Origin of the sequence: Ruminococcus albus 7 = DSM 20455 (assembly GCF_000179635.2) — a bacterium.
GTDB lineage: Bacteria > Bacillota > Clostridia > Oscillospirales > Ruminococcaceae > Hominimerdicola > Hominimerdicola alba.
In genome coordinates, this window is record NC_014833.1 from 2,512,825 (window position 1) to 2,530,289 (window position 17,465).

Sequence of the window (17,465 nt, forward strand, 5' to 3'; positions counted from 1 at the left end):
GGTTAGACAATGGGAAAGATCTGTAAGTCATGCGGAAATTATTACAGCGGAGAATATTGCGACAATTGCGGCTACGGTAAGCCGACAGGAGTATCGGAATCGGTAAAGAAGTACAGAAAAGCCGCAAGGAACAAGCCTTTGCGTATGCAGACCGAGGAGGACAAAAAGCTGTATGCAAAGTGGGCTAAGGAGGAAAAGCAGGAACATACCGAAAAAAGGAACGACCCGAAAGCGAAGATGCATTTTCTGCTGGTAGTCATCATCGCCGCTGCAATAGTGATAGGGTACGCGCTTTACAAAAGCGGTGCTTTATTCTCAAATACCCGTGAGGAAGTTATCGAACAGTATTTTTCTTCCATATCCCAAGGAGATTTTGACAAGTTCGTAAAGTGCTTCCCGAAAGAGATCAAGCGTGAATACGAAGATGACAGACAGGCTTCGGGTCTTGGCAAGGAAGAGTACATGAAAGCCCTGTATCAGGAATTTACCGATACCTACGGCGAGGGATACAGTATAATAGTAAAGTTCGGCAATACGACCGAGCTTTCGGCTGAGGACTACGATATGTCTGCCTACAAGGATCAGCATGGTTCTGCACCAAAACTCAGTGAGGTCTGCGAGGTAGTGACCACCGTGGAATTCCGCGGTGCTAAAGGCAGCCATACATCAAGGCTGTATATCTACGTTGGAAGATCAGGCGGATACTGGCGCATATTCGGTATGGATGAGGATATGGGCAGCATCAACGCTGACGGTACCCCCAATGAGGGTGATGTACCGCCCATAGAGGATGGATCAGATCCCGAGAGATAAAGTATAAAAGCACCCCGTTCAACGTGTGAACAGGGTGCTTTGTTATGTGCATCATATTCTGTGGCGTCTTCGGCTGACCTTGTAGCGGTACATATTCTCATCCGCGATAGTCAGCAGTTTTTCAACATCGGTATCATCCTCGTCACTTAGTGCACAGCCAATGCTGGCGGTAACTGTGTAAGGCTTATCATCCCCTGCTGTCAGCTTGCTGAGATTGTCACAGAAATCATTGACATACTTATCATTGTCAAATTTATCCTTCTCTCTCAGACCAAGGATGTAGAATTCATCGCCGCCTGCACGACAGCAGATATCTCCGTCGTTTGCAATCGACCTTACGGCATCTGCAACTCGGATTATACCGTGGTCACCCTCTGAATGACCAAATGTATCATTTATGTATTTCAGACCGTCCATATCTACAACGGCTGCAAACAAACGATCATGCGGTTTTGCCCTCTTAAACAGCTTTTCTATCTTCTGGAACATACCGCGCCTGTTAAGCAGTCCGGTCATCTTGTCATTTATGGAAAGCTCAAGGAATCGGTTCCTGGTACGTACCATTTCAAGGGCGTTGTTGACAAATCTCAGCCAGTTGCGGTATACCATATTGTATTTTGGGGCATCGCTCAACTTACGCTGCAATACACCATATCCAAGTGTATTATTCGCAAAATGCACAGCAGAAAAATAGTATATGGAAGGTGGCTCATTTTTTATAAACTGCTGCGGCAGCATCTCCGAGGTATCGAAAGTTATCCTCTTTTTTAGCTCCTGCAGATCGTCAAGTCTATCCTTGGATCTGAACATAACAAGATCCATCTTTTCGGGATAACCCTCTTTTATATCCCGTGAATCATCGAGCCAGTCCTGTCTCAGACAAAGAAAGAAATTTCTCATCGGAGATACAATATAAGCCGAATTATAGATATTCTGTATGCATTCCTCAGGATCACGTGAAGCTGTAAGCTGTTCGGGTATATGGTTCTCCATAAGCAGTCCTATGTCGATATTATCCTCATATACATTCTTAGTATAGTTCCTCATCAAAAAATAGATAGATGTTCTTACTGCATCAAGAGTATTCCTTGCATCAAAAGTACATCCACAGCTCATACCTGTATGCAGTGCCGAAGCTACATCGACCTCGTATGGACTGATCTCTGCTCCGGGTTCGATACGGCGGCGTAAGATATCCACTGCATCTGCTGCACATTTGGCATAGTTTGACTCTATGGAGGTGAGTGTTATATCTGAAAGAAAAGCATCAATTGTAGCCTCAAATCCGAGGACTATCATATCCTCGGGAATATGTCCGCCAAGATGTGTGTATTCTTCTATAAAACCAAGAGCCATGTGGTCGCTGGAGGCTATGAGAGCATCCGGTTTTGATACCTTTCCGGATACTATATCCTGTGCAAGCTGTACACCGCTGTTGTACCAGAAATCACCATAGATTATATGATCCTCAGACACCTCAAGACCATGCTTGTGTATCTCGTCCAGCATTGAGGCAAGACGGTCTTCAGCCTCATAATTGTCCTTGAAACCTGTTAGCAGACAAATATCCTTGCAGCCGTGAACTTCGATAGCATGACGGCAAAGTTCACGCATAAGCTGGTCATTGGAATTCTCGGACACTATAAGATCTTTAAAAGGCTTTCCTATGCTGATACAGGGTACCGATGTTTTTTTGATTAAATCATTATAGATCTTATTGATAATATCCGTATTATTATTATAAGTCATACCTATGACATCAACAATGATGCCGTCGAACTTACTGTAATTTGGAAGATTATAAATGTTATTCTCACCGTCGAGATATTCTTTCAGATAGAAATCAAACGCCACCATTGATGAGACGACCACAAGATCATAGCCATATTTTTCACACTGAGCCGCTGCACCGATACTTACTCTTTTCGGATGAGCAGTTTCGAGCATACAAGTCAGCAGGCAGATAGTTTTACGTTCATTCACAGTGCACACCTCCAGACACTGACATATTTTATTAATTGATTATAACACACTTTCAATAAAAAATCAACCACTTTTAACCATTTTTTATGATAATTATTTAGAATTTTTGTATTACTACCACAGATACAGCAAAAAGGGCGTGTAGCATACGCGCTCACGCCCTTTTTATCATTATCGTCAGATCATTTACGATCTTTTATAATATTTTTGCTGCTGAAATAAGTCACGAGGAAGTATCCGCCGTATATCGCTGCAAGTATAAGTGAGGTCACAGTTATGGAACGTCCCATATCCTCAGTGCCGAATACCTCCAGAGTCTTTACTGCAAAGTTCATGCCGAATACCGAGTGCAGCACTGCAAGTATCAGGGGTATAAGGAAGAATATGCCTGTCTGTCTGAACAGTGATCTGTTGAGATCCTTTTCGTCTGCGCCTATCTTTCTGAGCATCTCATATCTGCCTACACTGTCAGCACTCTCAGAAAGCTCTTTCAGCGCAAGTATCGCTCCGCTTGCTATCAGGAATACAAGTCCTACATAAAGTCCTACGAATGTAGCTATAGCACCTAAGCCTGCCGAATTTCTGTTAACTTCCTGGCGCGATGTGAACATGCAGGCGCCGAAATTTTGGTTTTTCATCAGTTCGTTGATTTTGTTATTTACGGTCTTTTCAGCTGTGTCTTTGTCATCGGAAAGATAGTTGCCTATAAAGTATTCCATTTCCAGCGGACTCGATCCCGTTATAACATCGTCGGGTACTATTACAATACCCGTGTTTGTCCTTGCAACGTCTAAAGTGATGAATCCATCAACTGTATCATCGTACTGCGATCTCAGTGTTCTTCCGAATACACTTATCTCATCACCCTTGTCAAGGGTGCGGTCACGCAGTTCTTTAGTAGACTTGAAATTGCAGGTAACTATAAAGCTGTCTTTTTCAAGTTCAAGTTCATCTCTGCCGTAAAGTCTCATGAGAGCGTTGTAATCACTGACTTTTACTATTTTCTCGGGTTGATCGAACATTATCATACTATTATTTTTCTTGATCTCCTCAGCATCTTCACCCAGCATTTTTTCAAATGTCAGACTTTCATCCATATAGGTGTAAAAGTGAGCGTATTCACTGAAATCTTCAGTAATATCAATACCCTCCTCCTCAACGATCTTCATAACGTCATGTTCCGGATAATGACCGTTTAAATAGAACTGAAGGTCGTAATCCGCAGGGCAGAGTTCCTTGATATTTTTGTTCAGCGAATTGCGTATGCAAAAGGCTGCCGCAAGCATACAGATAGTTACGAAAAGCATAAGGCATATCATCGTCATGGACATTACCATAGTGTTAACCTTGCTGCTGATCTGACGGAAGGTGAAACTGTTAAGGCTGCGGAAGTACATACCCTTCATGGACATCACTGTACGCAGCAGCATACCCGATACCGACCAGAATATAAAGAAAGTTGAAACAGCACCTGTTATGATGCTTCCGATGATTTTTGCTCTGCTGAGATCCTGATAGCCTGCAGTTACTGTGTAATAAGCTGCACCCAGAGCTATGGCGGATATGATGAATATAACCACGCATACAATGGGATTTTTCAGCTTTATCTGCTCGGAGCGTTTGCCCGACTGCATAAGATCGATGAGCTTCATCTTTGTGATGACTATGCTGTTGAATACCATAACAACAAAGTACATCACACCAAAGTAGAGGATCGTCTTTGTTATCGCCTCGGCCGATACCGTGAACTTGTATGCGGTCATATCAGCTTCAAAAAGGTTTGCAACCAAAGCGCTCATCAGCTGAGAAAGTCCTATGCCCACCAGCAGACCCGCTGCCAGTGAACCCAGACCGATGATACCTGTCTCTACAAGCAGCAGCCTTGATATGCTGCCCTTGCCCATGCCGAGGGTCATATACAGAGCGAACTCCTTATGCCTGCGCTTCATTAAGAAACGGCTGGCATACACTATCAGCAGACCCAGCACACCTGCCACGAAAATGCTTATGCCCGAGAGAACGGTGGAAAGCATATCAATTATCTCATAGCTGCTTTCGTCCAGCTTCATCATGGCTGCCTGTCCGCCGATCGCATTGAATACATAGAATACCGATACGCCTATCATCAGCGTGAAAAAATATATCGCATAGTCCCGCAGACTTCTGCGGATGTTGCTTACAGAAAGCTTAAAGAGCATCGCTAATGTCACCTCCCAGCAGTGTCACTACATCTATTATCTTATCAAAGAACTGCTTGCGGGTATCCTGACCGCGGTTTATCTCATTGAATATCTTTCCGTCCTTTATGAATATCACACGGCTCGCATAACTTGCAGTGAAGCTGTCGTGTGTGACCATCATAATGGTAGCGCCGCATTCTGTATTCAGGTAGCGGAAGCGTTCAAGCAGCATCCTTGCACTCTTTGAATCCAGTGCACCTGTAGGTTCGTCAGCAAGCACCAGCTTAGGTGATGTGACTATTGCACGTGCCGAAGCCACACGCTGTTTCTGTCCGCCCGACATCTGGTATGGGTACTTTTTGAGAACGTCTGTTATGCCCAGCTGTTCAGCTACGGCATTTACGGCTTTCTCGATCTCACCTGCAGGCTTTTTCTGTATTGACAGTGCAAGTGCGATATTTTCGTAAGCTGTCAGTGTATCCAGCAGGTTGAAGTCCTGAAAGATGAAACCCAGTTTCTCGCGCCTGAACTTATTGAGCGCCTTGCCCTTTATCTCGGTGATATCGCTGTCATCAAGATAGATATGACCTGCGGTAACACGGTCGATGGTGGAAATGCAGTTTAACAGCGTTGTCTTTCCGCTGCCCGATGCACCCATTATTGCAACGAACTCGCCTTTATCCACCCCGAAGGATATATCATCTATCGCCTTAGTAAGGCTGGATCGGCTGCCGTAGTACTTCTCGATGTTTCTGATCTCCAGTAATTTTTCCATTCTCTTTTTCTCCTTTGCTATTGCTTTTATATAACTGATCTTTACAGTTGTCTTCTCTCTTTTGTTCTATATTTGCGGGGGGCTCTCCCCTTCTTTATTGATCTTTATATCCGTTTTGCTGTCGCTCTTTCTTTATGCCTTATTATAATGTCTGCTCCTGCTTTAAAAGATCTGTGTACTTTTTCTTTGCCAAAACATACATTACTGTGCATACTGCAAGGGTAGTCATGCCCTGTGATTCGATCGCACCCGTCTGTATAGTATTTATTACCATTCCCATAAGGACTGCTATAACTGTTACTGCACAAATGATAACTGATATTCTTGTCTTTTTCATAACTATCTGCCTTTCCGCTTCAGCTTTTTTCGTCAGGGGTTCTTTCCCCTTGGTGTATCTTTATTATATCACGTATCTTGCTGTCTGTCGTTTTTTCTATATTACTTTACATTACAATTTTGTAATGTTGCTTCTTCTTCCTCTATCTCCTCTTTGTATTTCATGGAAGAACATCCGTAGATGAAGGTACCTAAGACGATCATTGTCGCCATTGCAGGATCAAAGACCTCTGTATGCGAGTAGTTTATCACTGCGATCACGAAAAATATTATAGTTGCCAGTGCGCTTATTACCATTATTTTTCTTGTGTTCTCCATAGTTATCATCCTTTCTTCCGTTCACATCTTTCAGGGGTCTTTCCCCTTGCTGTGTCTATATTATAACAGAAGAAAAGCTGTCTGTCGCAATTTCTACATTACTTAACATTACAGTTTTGTAATATTCGCGGTAACATGATATCACCCCTATCCCTTCTGCAGAAAAATGCAGTCGGGGTACGGGGTGTGATAGTTATTACATATTATGCAGTCTGTCCTTACCGAATACTATGGTGATCTCTGTATACTCCCCCTGCACCGAATCAGCCTTAACGGTATGTCCAAGCTTCGTGCAGAGCATTTTTACTATATATAGTCCCATTCCGGTAGACTTTGTGTGCGTCCTGCCGTTTTCGCCGGTAAAGGATTTTTCAAAAATATTCGGCAGATCGCTTTCGGGTATGCCTATGCCGTTATCCCACAGATGCAGTACTGTCCTGTCATCGAGATCCTCAGCGTATACCCTTATCTCATCGGCTTCATACTTTATGCTGTTGTTCATAAGCTGACCCAGTATGAAAGCCAGCCACTTTGCATCCGTCATTACCTCAACATCAAGCCCCCGAGCAGAAAGGGATATATTGCGCTCCTGTATCTCGGTGCGGTTCTTCATGGCTGTTTCACCGAAGATACGTTTCAGGGATGCATTCTTTATTATATAGTCCTTTTCTGCGTTGCGGCTCCTGGCATAGAACAGCACGTTCTCGATATAGTCATCTATGCGTTTGAGCTGTTCGGCATACCTTGTACTGCCGTCGTTGTGACACATAAGCTGCAGTGATGCCACAGGCAGCTTTATCTCATGCACCCATAGTTCTATATACTCACGGAACTCAGCATTCTCACGGCGGTATTCCGCGATGCGTTCGCACATGGATTTATCCGTTCGCCTTAACACATCATGCAAAAGCCTGCCCTCGAAGAAATCGGGATCTTCCAGCACTTCCGCCAGCAGATATTTTTTATCCAGTTCATCAAGGCAGTTCACCATTTTATCGTAGTACAGCTTTTTTCTTACAAAAGTCAATACCTCGGAAATTATGCCCCCAATAAGAAATATTGCATCAAGCATGATCATCTGCTCCGCTTCCATATGGAAAGCGTTCATGAAAATAAAAGCGATAACAAGTGCGGCAGCAAATATCCAATAGGCTGCTGCCCTGTCCTTAATATAGTCTGCAAAACTCATTTCAGCACGTACCCCTGTTTCTTGCGTGTTTCGATAGCATCCTCAAAGCCAAGGTCAGCAAGCTTGCCGCGCAGACGGCTGATATTTACCGACAGTGCGTTATCGTTAACGAACTCATCATTATCCCACAGGGCAGTCATAAGGTCATCGCGGGTGACTATCTCTCCCTGTCTGTCAAACAGCAGCTGGAATATTATCATCTCATTTTTGGTGAGCACCTGTTCCCTGCCGTTCCTGGAGATGCTGCCCTTGACAGTACTCACCTCAGCATCGTGGAACATCTGTAAGGTGCTTGTCCTGTTAAATCGTTTGAGCACCGCGGATATCCTCAGCAGAAGAATAGTGGGATTATAGGGCTTGGTCACGTAGTCATCAGCCCCGAAGCTCATGGAGAGCACCTCATCTATCTCGGTGCTGCGGCTGGTGAGCATTATCACAGGGGTATCGGTGAACTTGCGGTACTCCTGCAGCAGGGCTTCACCGCCCACGAAAGGCAGGTTTATATCCAGCAGGATAAGGTCTGCATCGGATGCTTTCATCTGTTCAAGGGTATTGCTGAAATCTGTGACAGCGGAAGCTTCATAGCCTGAATTGCGCAGCAGAGTAGCAACTTCATCGCGGAGGGCATTATCGTCCTCGATAACGAGTATTCTTTTCATATATGTAAAACTCCTGTATCATAAATTTATACAATATAATTATAAACTATTTATGCAGATACGTCAACCCCGAAGCACTTTCAGCCTTCATGATGCAACGGCATTTATCCGCATACAAAAACGAGCGTGGGCATATGATCGCTCACGCTCGTAAAATGTTAAGTACCTACACCATGCCGGTAACACTGTGCTTAGCCGCTATTATGCCAAAGGTATAGCACTTGCCCAGTGAAAGTCCCGTCTGGTGGAAGGGATAATCCGCACCGCCGTAGAACTGTCCTCCCAGATTGCCCACGCAGTAAAGTCCCTCTATGGGTCTGCCGTCAGCATCCAGGGCTCTTGCATTCTCGTCGGTGATGACTCCCGATACCTCGGCAGATACACGTATATGCTTTCTCGCTCCCCAGAATGGTGCTTTCTCTATCTTGTGCATATACTTTGCAGGCTTGCCGAAGTCCGTATCCACGCCCTTATCGCAAAGCTCGTTATAGCGGTCAACGGAAGCCTTCAGCTTGTCATAGGGTATATCAAGTTCCTTGGCAAGTTCTTCCAGTGTAGCGCATCTGTGGAGGTCTATAAGGTTCTTGAATACGCCCTGAGGATTTTCCACCGCACCCGGTATGAACTTCTCCATAACAGCAGGCGGAACTTTACCGCTTACGAACTCATCGTCAGACCAGTCCATATAGGTGCTGTCATAGACAGTGCAGTACCAGCCCTTTGAGCCTGTTTCCCTGTGTTCGGCATCCAGCATCGAGCCTTTGTATGCAGGCTGGGTTCTCAGGATATTACCCATGTATACAAATCCCGTATACTCATTGGTGAAGCGTTCGCCCTCCATATTCAGGTAGAGGAAAGGTTCTTCAAACATGAGTGCGGAATCGAAATCGTGCATCATCTTTGTATGACCGAGAGGTTCCATAACTGCACCTGCGGATATTGCAAGGATATGACCGTCACCTGTTTTGCCGAACTGTTTTTTATCGAAGTCGGCTATATCGGGACACCATCTTTTAACCATAGCAGGGTTGTTGGTATAGTCACCTGTTGCCAGTATGACTGCTTTCTTCGCATTGTAGCGGATATACCTGCCTTCTTTGTTCTTTGCGATGACAGCACATACCCTGCCATTCTCACGCACCAGCTGAACAGCCGGGGTATTATAGAACACCTCCAGGGGTGCACCTGCCTTCTGAACGTTGTCTATGATATTCCTCAGTGCATGACCCACGTTCTTTGGCTTGGGACCCACCCAGGGTGCCCAGAAGTAGCAGTGGTCATCGCCGTATTCATAGGAATTCTCCCTGTCCTGCCAGTGACCTGTGAAATCGCCGCTGGTGCTGATAAATGCACAAAGTCCGTTGCCGTCGTTGAGTAATTCTGCCGAACGCTTATTATCGTCCACTTTGCTTCCGTCACCGTACTCGGTTTCCCTTGTAAGTCCTGCCCTGTTGAGGAACCACATCATAGCTTCCTCGGAGTGTTCGGCATAGGCACGGAGAAGTTTAGTATCTGCACGCCAGCTGCAAAGGCTGTTGGTATGGTGTATCCACTTGGCGATACCTGCCTCGGTTGAACGCGATTTTATTATAGCCGATCCGCAGTTGCCCTGAGATACAGCTCCTGATTCTTTTTGCAGCAGTGCGACTTTAGCGCCAAGCTCCGCTGCTTTACAAGCGGCAGGGACCCCTGCTGCGCCTGCACCTACAACGACGATATCGTAATCGTTTACATCATCAGGTATGATATCCTGCAGTTCACAAACAGAAGCATCCAGTTCCTGTTCAGTGATATTGATATTTTCCTGTGCCATTATTCTTCCTCCTTTTTAAGCACATACTGCCGTCCTCATCAGCGTAGGACGGCAGCTTTTATGGTTACGGTTCGTTAGTCCATTTTGCGGACTGTATTTCATTTGCTATGGTCTGTGTGTTTGGTACTTCCTGTCGGTCATGCCGCGTAAGGAGTTTATACGGTGGTATGCTTTGGTATCCGTTGGCAGACTTTCGTACTGCGGTTGACCTGTCGCCCCTTGCGGGTCGAGAAATCTGATTCGCTTCGCTGTCAGATTTCGTGCGCGGCAATAATTTTACGCGGATAGTTTGTGCGTGTCGTATGGTTTGGTACACGCTCGTACAATTTCGTTATTGCCGCGCTTTTTTGACAGGGGGCGGGAGTTTGCTGTGCTTTAATAGTTCGCTTTGTATTTTGGTTTTGCGCCTTGAGTTGAGGGCTCTGCCCTCAAACTCCCGCAAGCCTGCTAGCGCGAGGCTTGACCGCGCGCTTTGATTCCTTGGCATTCTATCCTCAGTACAGCTGCGTTATCTTCCTGACAACAATTATGAATTATTCATACCTCAGTGCGTCGATAGGATTCATATTGCCCGCTCTCTTCGCAGGATAGTAACCGAATATCAGTCCAGTCAGCATCGAGAATGCCAGAGATATAATGATCGCAGGAATCGATGGCTGTACACTCAGTGTGATGTATTCAGCATATTCAGCCGCCATATTGTTAAGCAGCAGCGCAGCTACCTTGCTGAGAAGCACACCGTTCAGCACGCCTATAAGAACACCGATGGTACCGCCCGTAAGACATATTATTACAGCCTCTACCACAAACTGCGAACGTATATCTCCGTTCAGTGCGCCAAGGGCTTTTCTTACACCTATCTCGCGTGTACGTTCAAGGATGCTCACAAGCATTATGTTCATAACTCCCACGCCGCCAACTATCAGGGATATCGCCGCTATAATTGATATCGCTATGGTTATTACGTTCAGCACCGTGGTTATCATGCCCATTTCTTCCTGCTCGTCATATATATTCATACGCCATACCTCGTTGTTGCGGTATATAGGCTCGAAGTAATCGTTGATGTACTTCTTTGCAGTCTCGGAATCACAGCTGCTGGTCCAGCCTATCTGTGCACTGTGGAGTATGGTCTCTTTCGGAGAAAGACCCTTAGCTTCAAGCATGGTGTTGTATGGGAAGAAAACATATATCGCTTTAACGGTATAGATACATAGCCTTAAAACCGCCTAATATCGTCATTTTTCACACTTTATTTGAACGTTCAAAAAAGTGTGTTTTCGTAGATGACCGAGCCTATTTTGTACCGACTTTCATTTTCAATATCTAAAATTGATATTTCGTATATCAATCATTCATAGCTGTGATATTGAACGCAAAAAATAATAATATAATAATTTTAACCTCGCATTTCTTATTCATCGTGACAAAATATCGGTGCATTATTTATCCATAGTGAACTTGTAATTTGTTTCGATAAAAGCACAAAGCAATCTCCCCTTGTATCATTGAGAAATAATACAAGGGGAGAAATTATCTCTGTGAAATTTTGAAAGTTTACTTTGTGACCGTTTCTATCGTGCAAGTATGAACCTTAGTCTTTTCATCATAGTTGATGCCGACAAGTATGATCTTACCTTTACGGTTCTTTAGGATAGTCGGATATTCACGGTCTTTGATCTGCTGAATGGCTGCCGTGTCAGACTTGTTCCATTTCAGCTCGATAACAAGTGTCGGATCGGTAGCCTTACGAGGAATGAAAACAACATCAGCGATACCCTTACCGCTTGGAAGCTCCTCGATCTTCATGTAGTTATCAACACAAACGATATAGGCAAACTTGATAACATACCTGAGTGCCTGCTCGTCATTGTAATAGGTGGGAGCATAGTTCATCATACGAATTTCGTCAATGGCTTTCGCAACAGCTTCTTCATTTCCGCTTATTGTATCTTGCAGGAGCTTTTTGGAATTACTGAGAAGATCGACCAGCACTTCATGCTTGGTCATTTTAAGGATATTGGAAAATTCAAGCCTGATTTCGTCGTTCGGGATATGAACAAACTCCCTGATGATCTCGTCCTCGTCATCGCCCTCTCCGAGTATCTCAACTTTCTGTTCGTATGCCAGATAGCCGAGGTGAACAAGTAAGGTCAGAACATCGTCTTTCAGCTTGAATCCTGTTACGTCATTCTTAAAACTGCTTGTGTTGATCTCAATGGTCTCGCCAGCAATAAGCTGTGCAATATCCCCTTGCAGACCTTCTTCGTCCATTTCAATATAGTCAAGCAGATTATCCGCCGCCGAGGTCTGTCTCCAATACGATGTGTATTTTTTCTTTTTGGCAGCACAGATAACCGAATACGGGTTGTAAACAGACTGAACATCACCAACAGTATAGCCGTCATACCATTTCTTCATCTTGCGGAAGTCAGCGTGATATTTGTCGCATATCTTATGAACATCTTCTTCCAAAAAACCAGTATATTTTGCAAATTCATCAGGCTCTATGATTGAATGTTCCTCAAAATCAGATATAGCAGACTGTGAACCATCTTTCTTTATAGGCAGGATACCTGTCATATATGCTGCGGCAAATATCTTGGGCGTTGTTGAACTGCTTTTAAAAAGCATACGCAAGAACAGTAGGTATTCTTTGGAATTGACCATAGACTCACGAATGGGTGCGTCCCACTCGTCTATTATCATCACAATTTTTCTGCCTGTTTTTTCTACTGCGTTAATAAGCGTTTGATCGAATGATGAACCTTTTATGATGTTTGTATCAGTAGCAAGGATTTCATTTTCAACGTTGTCCTTAATGAATTGAATCAGCTTCTCAGGTTCAACTTTTTCAAGCAAATTTGTCATATCAAGATAAATAACATGATATTTATTGATATTACTCTCATAGGTTCTATCGCTGCTGATCTCATACTTTTCAAAAAGGCTGTGAGAATCGCAAGTGTAGTCATAGTAGGCACAAAGCATTTTAGCAGCATAAGACTTGCCGAAACGGCGCGGACGGCTGATACACACCAATTTGCTCGGAGTATTGATACGCTGATTTATCAAGGCGATAAGACCTGTCTTATCAATGTAGTCACCATTCAGCACTTCCTCAAATCCGCTGTTGCCGGGATTGAGATATGTTCCCATAAAAATCACCTCCGTGATCGTAACACGATACACTTTATCTATTCTATTATACCCTATATCAAACAAAATTGCAAGAGGTCACAACTAATTTCTTCCGAAAAATCGTAGGCTGTGACCTCCTGCATATGTAACATTACTTCTCTACCGCCACATTCATTTCATGCCCATCCTTGAAGATGATCTGCACCTCGTTCTTGGACAGTACCCTGATAACCTCAATGACCTTGCGGACGGTCACATCGTCATATTCGGCAAGGTGGCAGTCATGACGGCGCAGCTCCTCACCGACAGCCATGAGAGCGTATTTCTTCTCATCACTCAGCTTGGCTTTGGTCTGCATATCGTCAAGCTGGGTTTTCAGGTAGGCTTCCTCGTCGTTCAGGCTCTCAAAGTTTTTGTCGAGGGCATCTTCATCGACTGCACCGCTTGTGATCTGACGGACAAGTGAATCCCTCTCGTCCTCTATTTCTTCAAGGCGTTTCTGTATTTTGGCAGTCTGTTTCTGCATATCGCCATTGTCGCCGATGACAGCAAGGATATTCTGCTCCATTCGGGCAAGCATATCGCCGTTTCGGGAATAGACAGCGTTCAGAGCCTTGACGATAGCATTTTGCAGGCTTTCTTCGCTGATTGAGGGAGAATGTTTGCAGTATTTACTGCCGTGATCGAGCCTGCTGATACACCGCCACACGATACGCTTGTGACCGTGTGAAGTCCATGTTACCCTTCGGTATGCCGTTCCGCACTCTCCGCATATTAGAATATCGGTCAGGGCGTATTTGCTTGAATACTGCCCCAATTCCGTCCTTGCCTTTGCAGAGCGTTTCTTGATCGCTCCACGCTTCGCAAGTTCCTGCTGAACACGATTATATGTATCACGGTCGATAATGGCAGGGTGGCAGTCATGAACGATGTACTTATTTTTCTCGCCGTTGTTCTTGACACGCTTGTGGGTGATGCAGTCGATGGTGTAGCTTTTTTGGAGGATTGCATCGCCTGCGTATTTCTCATTTTTGAGGATGAAATTCACATTCGCCCTGTTCCATGTTGACGAACCGCTTCGGCGTTTGATACCCTCCGACTGCAATTGATCTGCGATGCCCTGCATACTCATACCGTCAAGAAACATGACATAGATACGGCGGACAATCTCCGCTTCTTCCTCCACTATATACGGCACACCGTCCTCGCCCATGCGGTAGCCGAGTGTCTTGTCGAGAACATACTTGACCTTGCCCTCACGGAAAGATTTCTCGATACCCCACGATACATTTTTGCTGATACTCTCGCTCTCTGCCTGAGCGAATGAACCATACAGCGATATGATAAATTCGCTGTTCATCATCATGGTGTTAATGTTCTCTTTCTCAAAAATAACGCCAATGCCGAGCAGTCTCAGTTCACGGATATATTCAAGACAATCCACAGTATTTCGGGCGAAACGGCTGATTGACTTGCACAGCACAAGGTCGATTTTCTTTTGCTGACACTTGCGTATCATCTTGTTGAACTGCTTGCGGTTCTTGGTCTGCGTACCGCTGATGCCCTCGTCTGCGAATATGCCTGCAAGCGTCCATTCGGGGTTGGAGTTGATGAGGTTCGTGTAGTATTCTATCTGCACCTGATAGCTGTTCGCCTGTTCCTCGCTGTCGGTGGATACACGGCAGTAGGCAGCCACACGAATTTGCCTGTATTTGGACTGTTTCAGCTCGGCAGGCGAGAGGGCAGGTATCATCGTAACATTGGAAGCCATATCGTTATTCTTCGGCATTGTTAACCTCCTTGTATGCGATGCGCTTTCCGTTTCTGAACTCTATCGCTATAACCTTGTTTTCATCAACGGTTATTCTGCTTACGATCTGCAATAAAAGCTCCGTATCAATCGTTTCGGAAGGCTCATGTCCTGCAATCAGGTCTTGAAGCTCCTGCGTGATATACGGCTCTCTGCTGTATGTGCAGGCGTTGTATTTCATGACTGCCAGCGCAAGCGTTTTCGACTTTATCAGCTCATATTCAATGGGCTGAACAGCACAGAGCTGAGATATTTCCTTTTCTGCCTGCCGTATTTCTTCGGTAGGCTCATACACAGTCAGAGGCGTACCTGTTTCAAGCATATCGGAATTACCGACAACATCGTTCATAATGCTCTGCACCACCGACACGAAATAATCATCGGGAATCCTCGGCTTAAAGTTCGCACAGCCCTTACGAGTACACCGCCACCGTTTGTAGCCTGTCCTGTCGGAGAAATGCACCATATTCGTACCGCACACGGTACAATAGGACAGCTTTTTCAGCACCGTGTAGGTATCGGGGACTTTCACTTTTTTGGCTGAGTTTCCGATATTTGAAGCGCCGAAAATGTCCTCCGAAATGATTGCAGGATAGCCGTCCGCACCGCAGTACCGCCCGTCACGGAGAATGCCGTACACCTTGTCGATAGCTTTTTTCTTATCCTCCGAGAAATAGGGTATCTGTTCATCATAGAGTGCTGCACCGATCTTACTGCCAGATAAGCCGTTTGCCTTTTCGTCAAAGATACGGCGGATTATCTCGGCTTCACCAATATCAACAGCGATCCTGCCCTCTGCCCAAATGTAGCCGTAGGGGGTCTTTTTAATTGCCATTCCTATCCAACCTTTCTGTAAATTCAAGTCCGCTGGGCAGCCTGAAAGTCAGCGTATCGCCCGAAATGGTGATGCTCTCGACTGCTGTTTCAAGTATCTCCTTACGGGCTTCGGGAGTGCCGTCATAGCCTTTGAAAAGCTCTGCAAGAGTTTCCATATCATCAATGGTCTTGTCCTTGTTCTCACTTGCCCTGTCCATACTGCGTGACAGGCTGCTGATCTGCATATCAATTTCCGTGACCTCACGGTCATACTTCTCGGTGGTGATAAAGCGTTTTCTGTACAGCGTGGCGAGCCTGAGCTTCTGCTCTTTCAGGTCGGCAATGGTTTTTAGCTGATTTGCTCCCTCTGCCGTACCGTATTCCATAAGTCTTTGAAGCTCCGTGAGCTGTGCATAGCACTTGCCGATGATCTCCGCATTATGGGTATGGAGCTTGTCGCACAGTGCTGTGAAAGCAGTCTGCAATTCATCAGCATATAAAACAGTGTTATTGCAGGGATTGCCGACATCGTAGCGATAACCGCATTGCCAATAATCACGCTTTTTGGAGCGTATCAGGGCATATGTGTGACCGCATTTTCCGCAAATCAGCTTCTTTCTGAATGGCGATTCGACCTTAGTGCTTTTCTGAGGTGTGGACGCTTTCCGCATATCCCTGACAAGGGCGAATTTCTCCTTGCTAATGATGGCAGGGTGGCTGCCCTCGATGTAATACTGCGGCACCTGTCCCGAATTGGGAATGAACTTCTCACCCATGAATTTGGAGTAGGTTTTCTGCCAGAGTGTATCGCCGATATACTTCTCCTGTTCCAGAATGTTCAGCACCGTCTTTTGATTCCACGCTTTACCTGTGGGTGAGGGTATGCCCTCATCGGTCAGAGTAAGAGCGATCTTCCTTGCACCCATTCCGCTGATATACATATCGAATATCCTGCGGACGACCTCGGCTTTATCGGGTTCGATGATGAGCTTGCCTGTTTTCTTCTCTTTGGTGTAACCGTAGGGGACACGGCAATGCCCGAACGTACCCGATGCCATTTTCTTTTGAATGCCCCAGCGGACGTTGTTGGATATGGACTGTGATTCCTCCTGCGCCAGACCGCCCATGACGGTTATCATCATTTCGTCCGATAGCCTTGCCGTGTCGATATTTTCTTTCTCAAATGCTATGGTGATGCCCAGCTCTTTCAGCTCTCGGATAGATTTCAGGCAGTCCTTAGTATTTCGGGCGAAACGGCTGATAGACTTCGTGACGATACGGTCGATTTTGCCAGCCCTGCAATCCTCCATGAGCCTTTGAAACTCCACACGCTTATCCATGCTCGTCCCCGAAATGCCCTCATCTGCGTACACACCGACAAGCTCCGATGTCTCCGAACCTCTGTACAGGCTCGTGAAGTACCGCACCTGTGTTTCGTAGGAATGCTCCTGATCGTCCTTGTTGCTCGATACTCTGCAATACGCAGCCACTCTGATACGTCCCTGCCTGATCTGCGACACGGCAGGGATCACTGTCATTTTCTTCATAAACATCAGCTCCTGTTTTTACTGTTCAGATTTTGATACATATTTACGGTTTAGATGACCTGTTGCTTTTTGAATACGGAACAAG

General features: G+C 45.3%; 14 protein-coding genes. 1 reads left to right on the forward strand and 13 read right to left on the reverse strand.

All coding sequences use genetic code 11. The annotated features are described in order from the left end of the window. Positions 1-9 precede the first annotated feature (9 nt). A complete protein-coding gene (locus RUMAL_RS11350) occupies positions 10-813 on the forward strand; it encodes a hypothetical protein (RefSeq protein WP_013498885.1) in 804 nt (267 codons plus the stop codon). Positions 814-864: 51 nt separating this feature from the next. Here the strand turns inward: RUMAL_RS11350 and RUMAL_RS20795 are convergent, their stop codons facing one another. From RUMAL_RS20795 to RUMAL_RS11415, 13 genes are all read right to left on the reverse strand, one after another. After that, positions 865-2,796 carry a GGDEF domain-containing protein gene (locus tag RUMAL_RS20795; protein WP_013498886.1) on the reverse strand — a complete coding sequence of 644 codons (1,932 nt, stop codon included), beginning with the start codon at positions 2,794-2,796 and terminating at the stop codon, positions 865-867. A 182-nt stretch (positions 2,797-2,978) separates the two neighbouring features. Beyond that, positions 2,979-4,994, reverse strand: coding sequence for an ABC transporter permease (locus RUMAL_RS11360; RefSeq protein ID WP_013498887.1), 2,016 nt, complete (start codon positions 4,992-4,994; stop codon positions 2,979-2,981). Next, complete coding sequence (locus RUMAL_RS11365; RefSeq protein WP_013498888.1) at positions 4,984-5,751, reverse strand: ABC transporter ATP-binding protein; 768 nt, start codon at positions 5,749-5,751, stop codon at positions 4,984-4,986. Before RUMAL_RS11365 ends, RUMAL_RS11360 begins: the two co-directional genes overlap by 11 nt. A 142-nt stretch (positions 5,752-5,893) precedes the next feature. Continuing rightward, positions 5,894-6,088, reverse strand: a complete 195-nt coding sequence (locus tag RUMAL_RS11370) for a hypothetical protein (protein WP_013498889.1) — start codon at positions 6,086-6,088, stop codon at positions 5,894-5,896. Positions 6,089-6,189: 101 nt separating this feature from the next. Then, positions 6,190-6,405: a hypothetical protein gene (locus RUMAL_RS11375; RefSeq protein WP_013498890.1), complete on the reverse strand. Its 216-nt coding sequence runs from the start codon at positions 6,403-6,405 to the stop codon at positions 6,190-6,192. 196 nt (positions 6,406-6,601) lie between these two features. Then, positions 6,602-7,594 (reverse strand): sensor histidine kinase, encoded by a 993-nt coding sequence (locus RUMAL_RS11380; protein ID WP_013498891.1) that lies wholly within the window; start codon positions 7,592-7,594, stop codon positions 6,602-6,604. Continuing rightward, positions 7,591-8,253 (reverse strand): response regulator transcription factor, encoded by a 663-nt coding sequence (locus RUMAL_RS11385; protein WP_013498892.1) that lies wholly within the window; start codon positions 8,251-8,253, stop codon positions 7,591-7,593. The genes RUMAL_RS11380 and RUMAL_RS11385 overlap by 4 nt, the downstream gene beginning before the upstream one ends. A 166-nt stretch (positions 8,254-8,419) precedes the next feature. Then, entirely contained in the window at positions 8,420-10,066 is a 1,647-nt protein-coding gene (locus RUMAL_RS11390) for an FAD-dependent oxidoreductase (protein WP_013498893.1), read from the reverse strand. Positions 10,067-10,599: 533 nt separating this feature from the next. Then, on the reverse strand, positions 10,600-11,232 hold the full coding sequence (locus RUMAL_RS11395; protein WP_050793282.1) for an ABC transporter permease: 633 nt from the start codon (positions 11,230-11,232) through the stop codon (positions 10,600-10,602). A 391-nt stretch (positions 11,233-11,623) separates the two neighbouring features. Then, positions 11,624-13,225 (reverse strand): AAA family ATPase, encoded by a 1,602-nt coding sequence (locus RUMAL_RS11400; protein WP_013498894.1) that lies wholly within the window; start codon positions 13,223-13,225, stop codon positions 11,624-11,626. A gap of 133 nt (positions 13,226-13,358) precedes the next feature. Next, a complete protein-coding gene (locus tag RUMAL_RS11405) occupies positions 13,359-14,996 on the reverse strand; it encodes a recombinase family protein (protein ID WP_013483878.1) in 1,638 nt (545 codons plus the stop codon). After that, positions 14,983-15,852, reverse strand: a complete 870-nt coding sequence (locus RUMAL_RS11410) for a recombinase family protein (RefSeq protein ID WP_013483879.1) — start codon at positions 15,850-15,852, stop codon at positions 14,983-14,985. The genes RUMAL_RS11405 and RUMAL_RS11410 overlap by 14 nt, the downstream gene beginning before the upstream one ends. Next, positions 15,842-17,380, reverse strand: coding sequence for a recombinase family protein (locus RUMAL_RS11415; protein ID WP_013483880.1), 1,539 nt, complete (start codon positions 17,378-17,380; stop codon positions 15,842-15,844). Before RUMAL_RS11415 ends, RUMAL_RS11410 begins: the two co-directional genes overlap by 11 nt. Between the last annotated feature and the right edge of the window lie 85 nt (positions 17,381-17,465).

Excerpts from the sequence above, each read along its gene's own strand:
- RUMAL_RS11405 (WP_013483878.1), bottom strand. The coding sequence starts at position 14,996 with ATGCCGAAGAATAACGATATGGCTTCCAATGTTACGATGATACCTGCC.
- RUMAL_RS11395 (WP_050793282.1), bottom strand. The coding sequence starts at position 11,232 with ATGCTTGAAGCTAAGGGTCTTTCTCCGAAAGAGACCATACTCCACAGT.
- RUMAL_RS11385 (WP_013498892.1), bottom strand. The coding sequence starts at position 8,253 with ATGAAAAGAATACTCGTTATCGAGGACGATAATGCCCTCCGCGATGAA.
- RUMAL_RS11360 (WP_013498887.1), bottom strand. The coding sequence starts at position 4,994 with ATGCTCTTTAAGCTTTCTGTAAGCAACATCCGCAGAAGTCTGCGGGAC.
- RUMAL_RS11370 (WP_013498889.1), bottom strand. The coding sequence starts at position 6,088 with ATGAAAAAGACAAGAATATCAGTTATCATTTGTGCAGTAACAGTTATA.
- RUMAL_RS11410 (WP_013483879.1), bottom strand. The coding sequence starts at position 15,852 with ATGGCAATTAAAAAGACCCCCTACGGCTACATTTGGGCAGAGGGCAGG.
- RUMAL_RS11380 (WP_013498891.1), bottom strand. The coding sequence starts at position 7,594 with ATGAGTTTTGCAGACTATATTAAGGACAGGGCAGCAGCCTATTGGATA.
- RUMAL_RS11415 (WP_013483880.1), bottom strand. The coding sequence starts at position 17,380 with ATGAAGAAAATGACAGTGATCCCTGCCGTGTCGCAGATCAGGCAGGGA.
- RUMAL_RS11375 (WP_013498890.1), bottom strand. The coding sequence starts at position 6,405 with ATGGAGAACACAAGAAAAATAATGGTAATAAGCGCACTGGCAACTATA.
- RUMAL_RS11390 (WP_013498893.1), bottom strand. The coding sequence starts at position 10,066 with ATGGCACAGGAAAATATCAATATCACTGAACAGGAACTGGATGCTTCT.
- RUMAL_RS11365 (WP_013498888.1), bottom strand. The coding sequence starts at position 5,751 with ATGGAAAAATTACTGGAGATCAGAAACATCGAGAAGTACTACGGCAGC.
- RUMAL_RS11400 (WP_013498894.1), bottom strand. The coding sequence starts at position 13,225 with ATGGGAACATATCTCAATCCCGGCAACAGCGGATTTGAGGAAGTGCTG.
- RUMAL_RS11350 (WP_013498885.1), top strand. The coding sequence starts at position 10 with ATGGGAAAGATCTGTAAGTCATGCGGAAATTATTACAGCGGAGAATAT.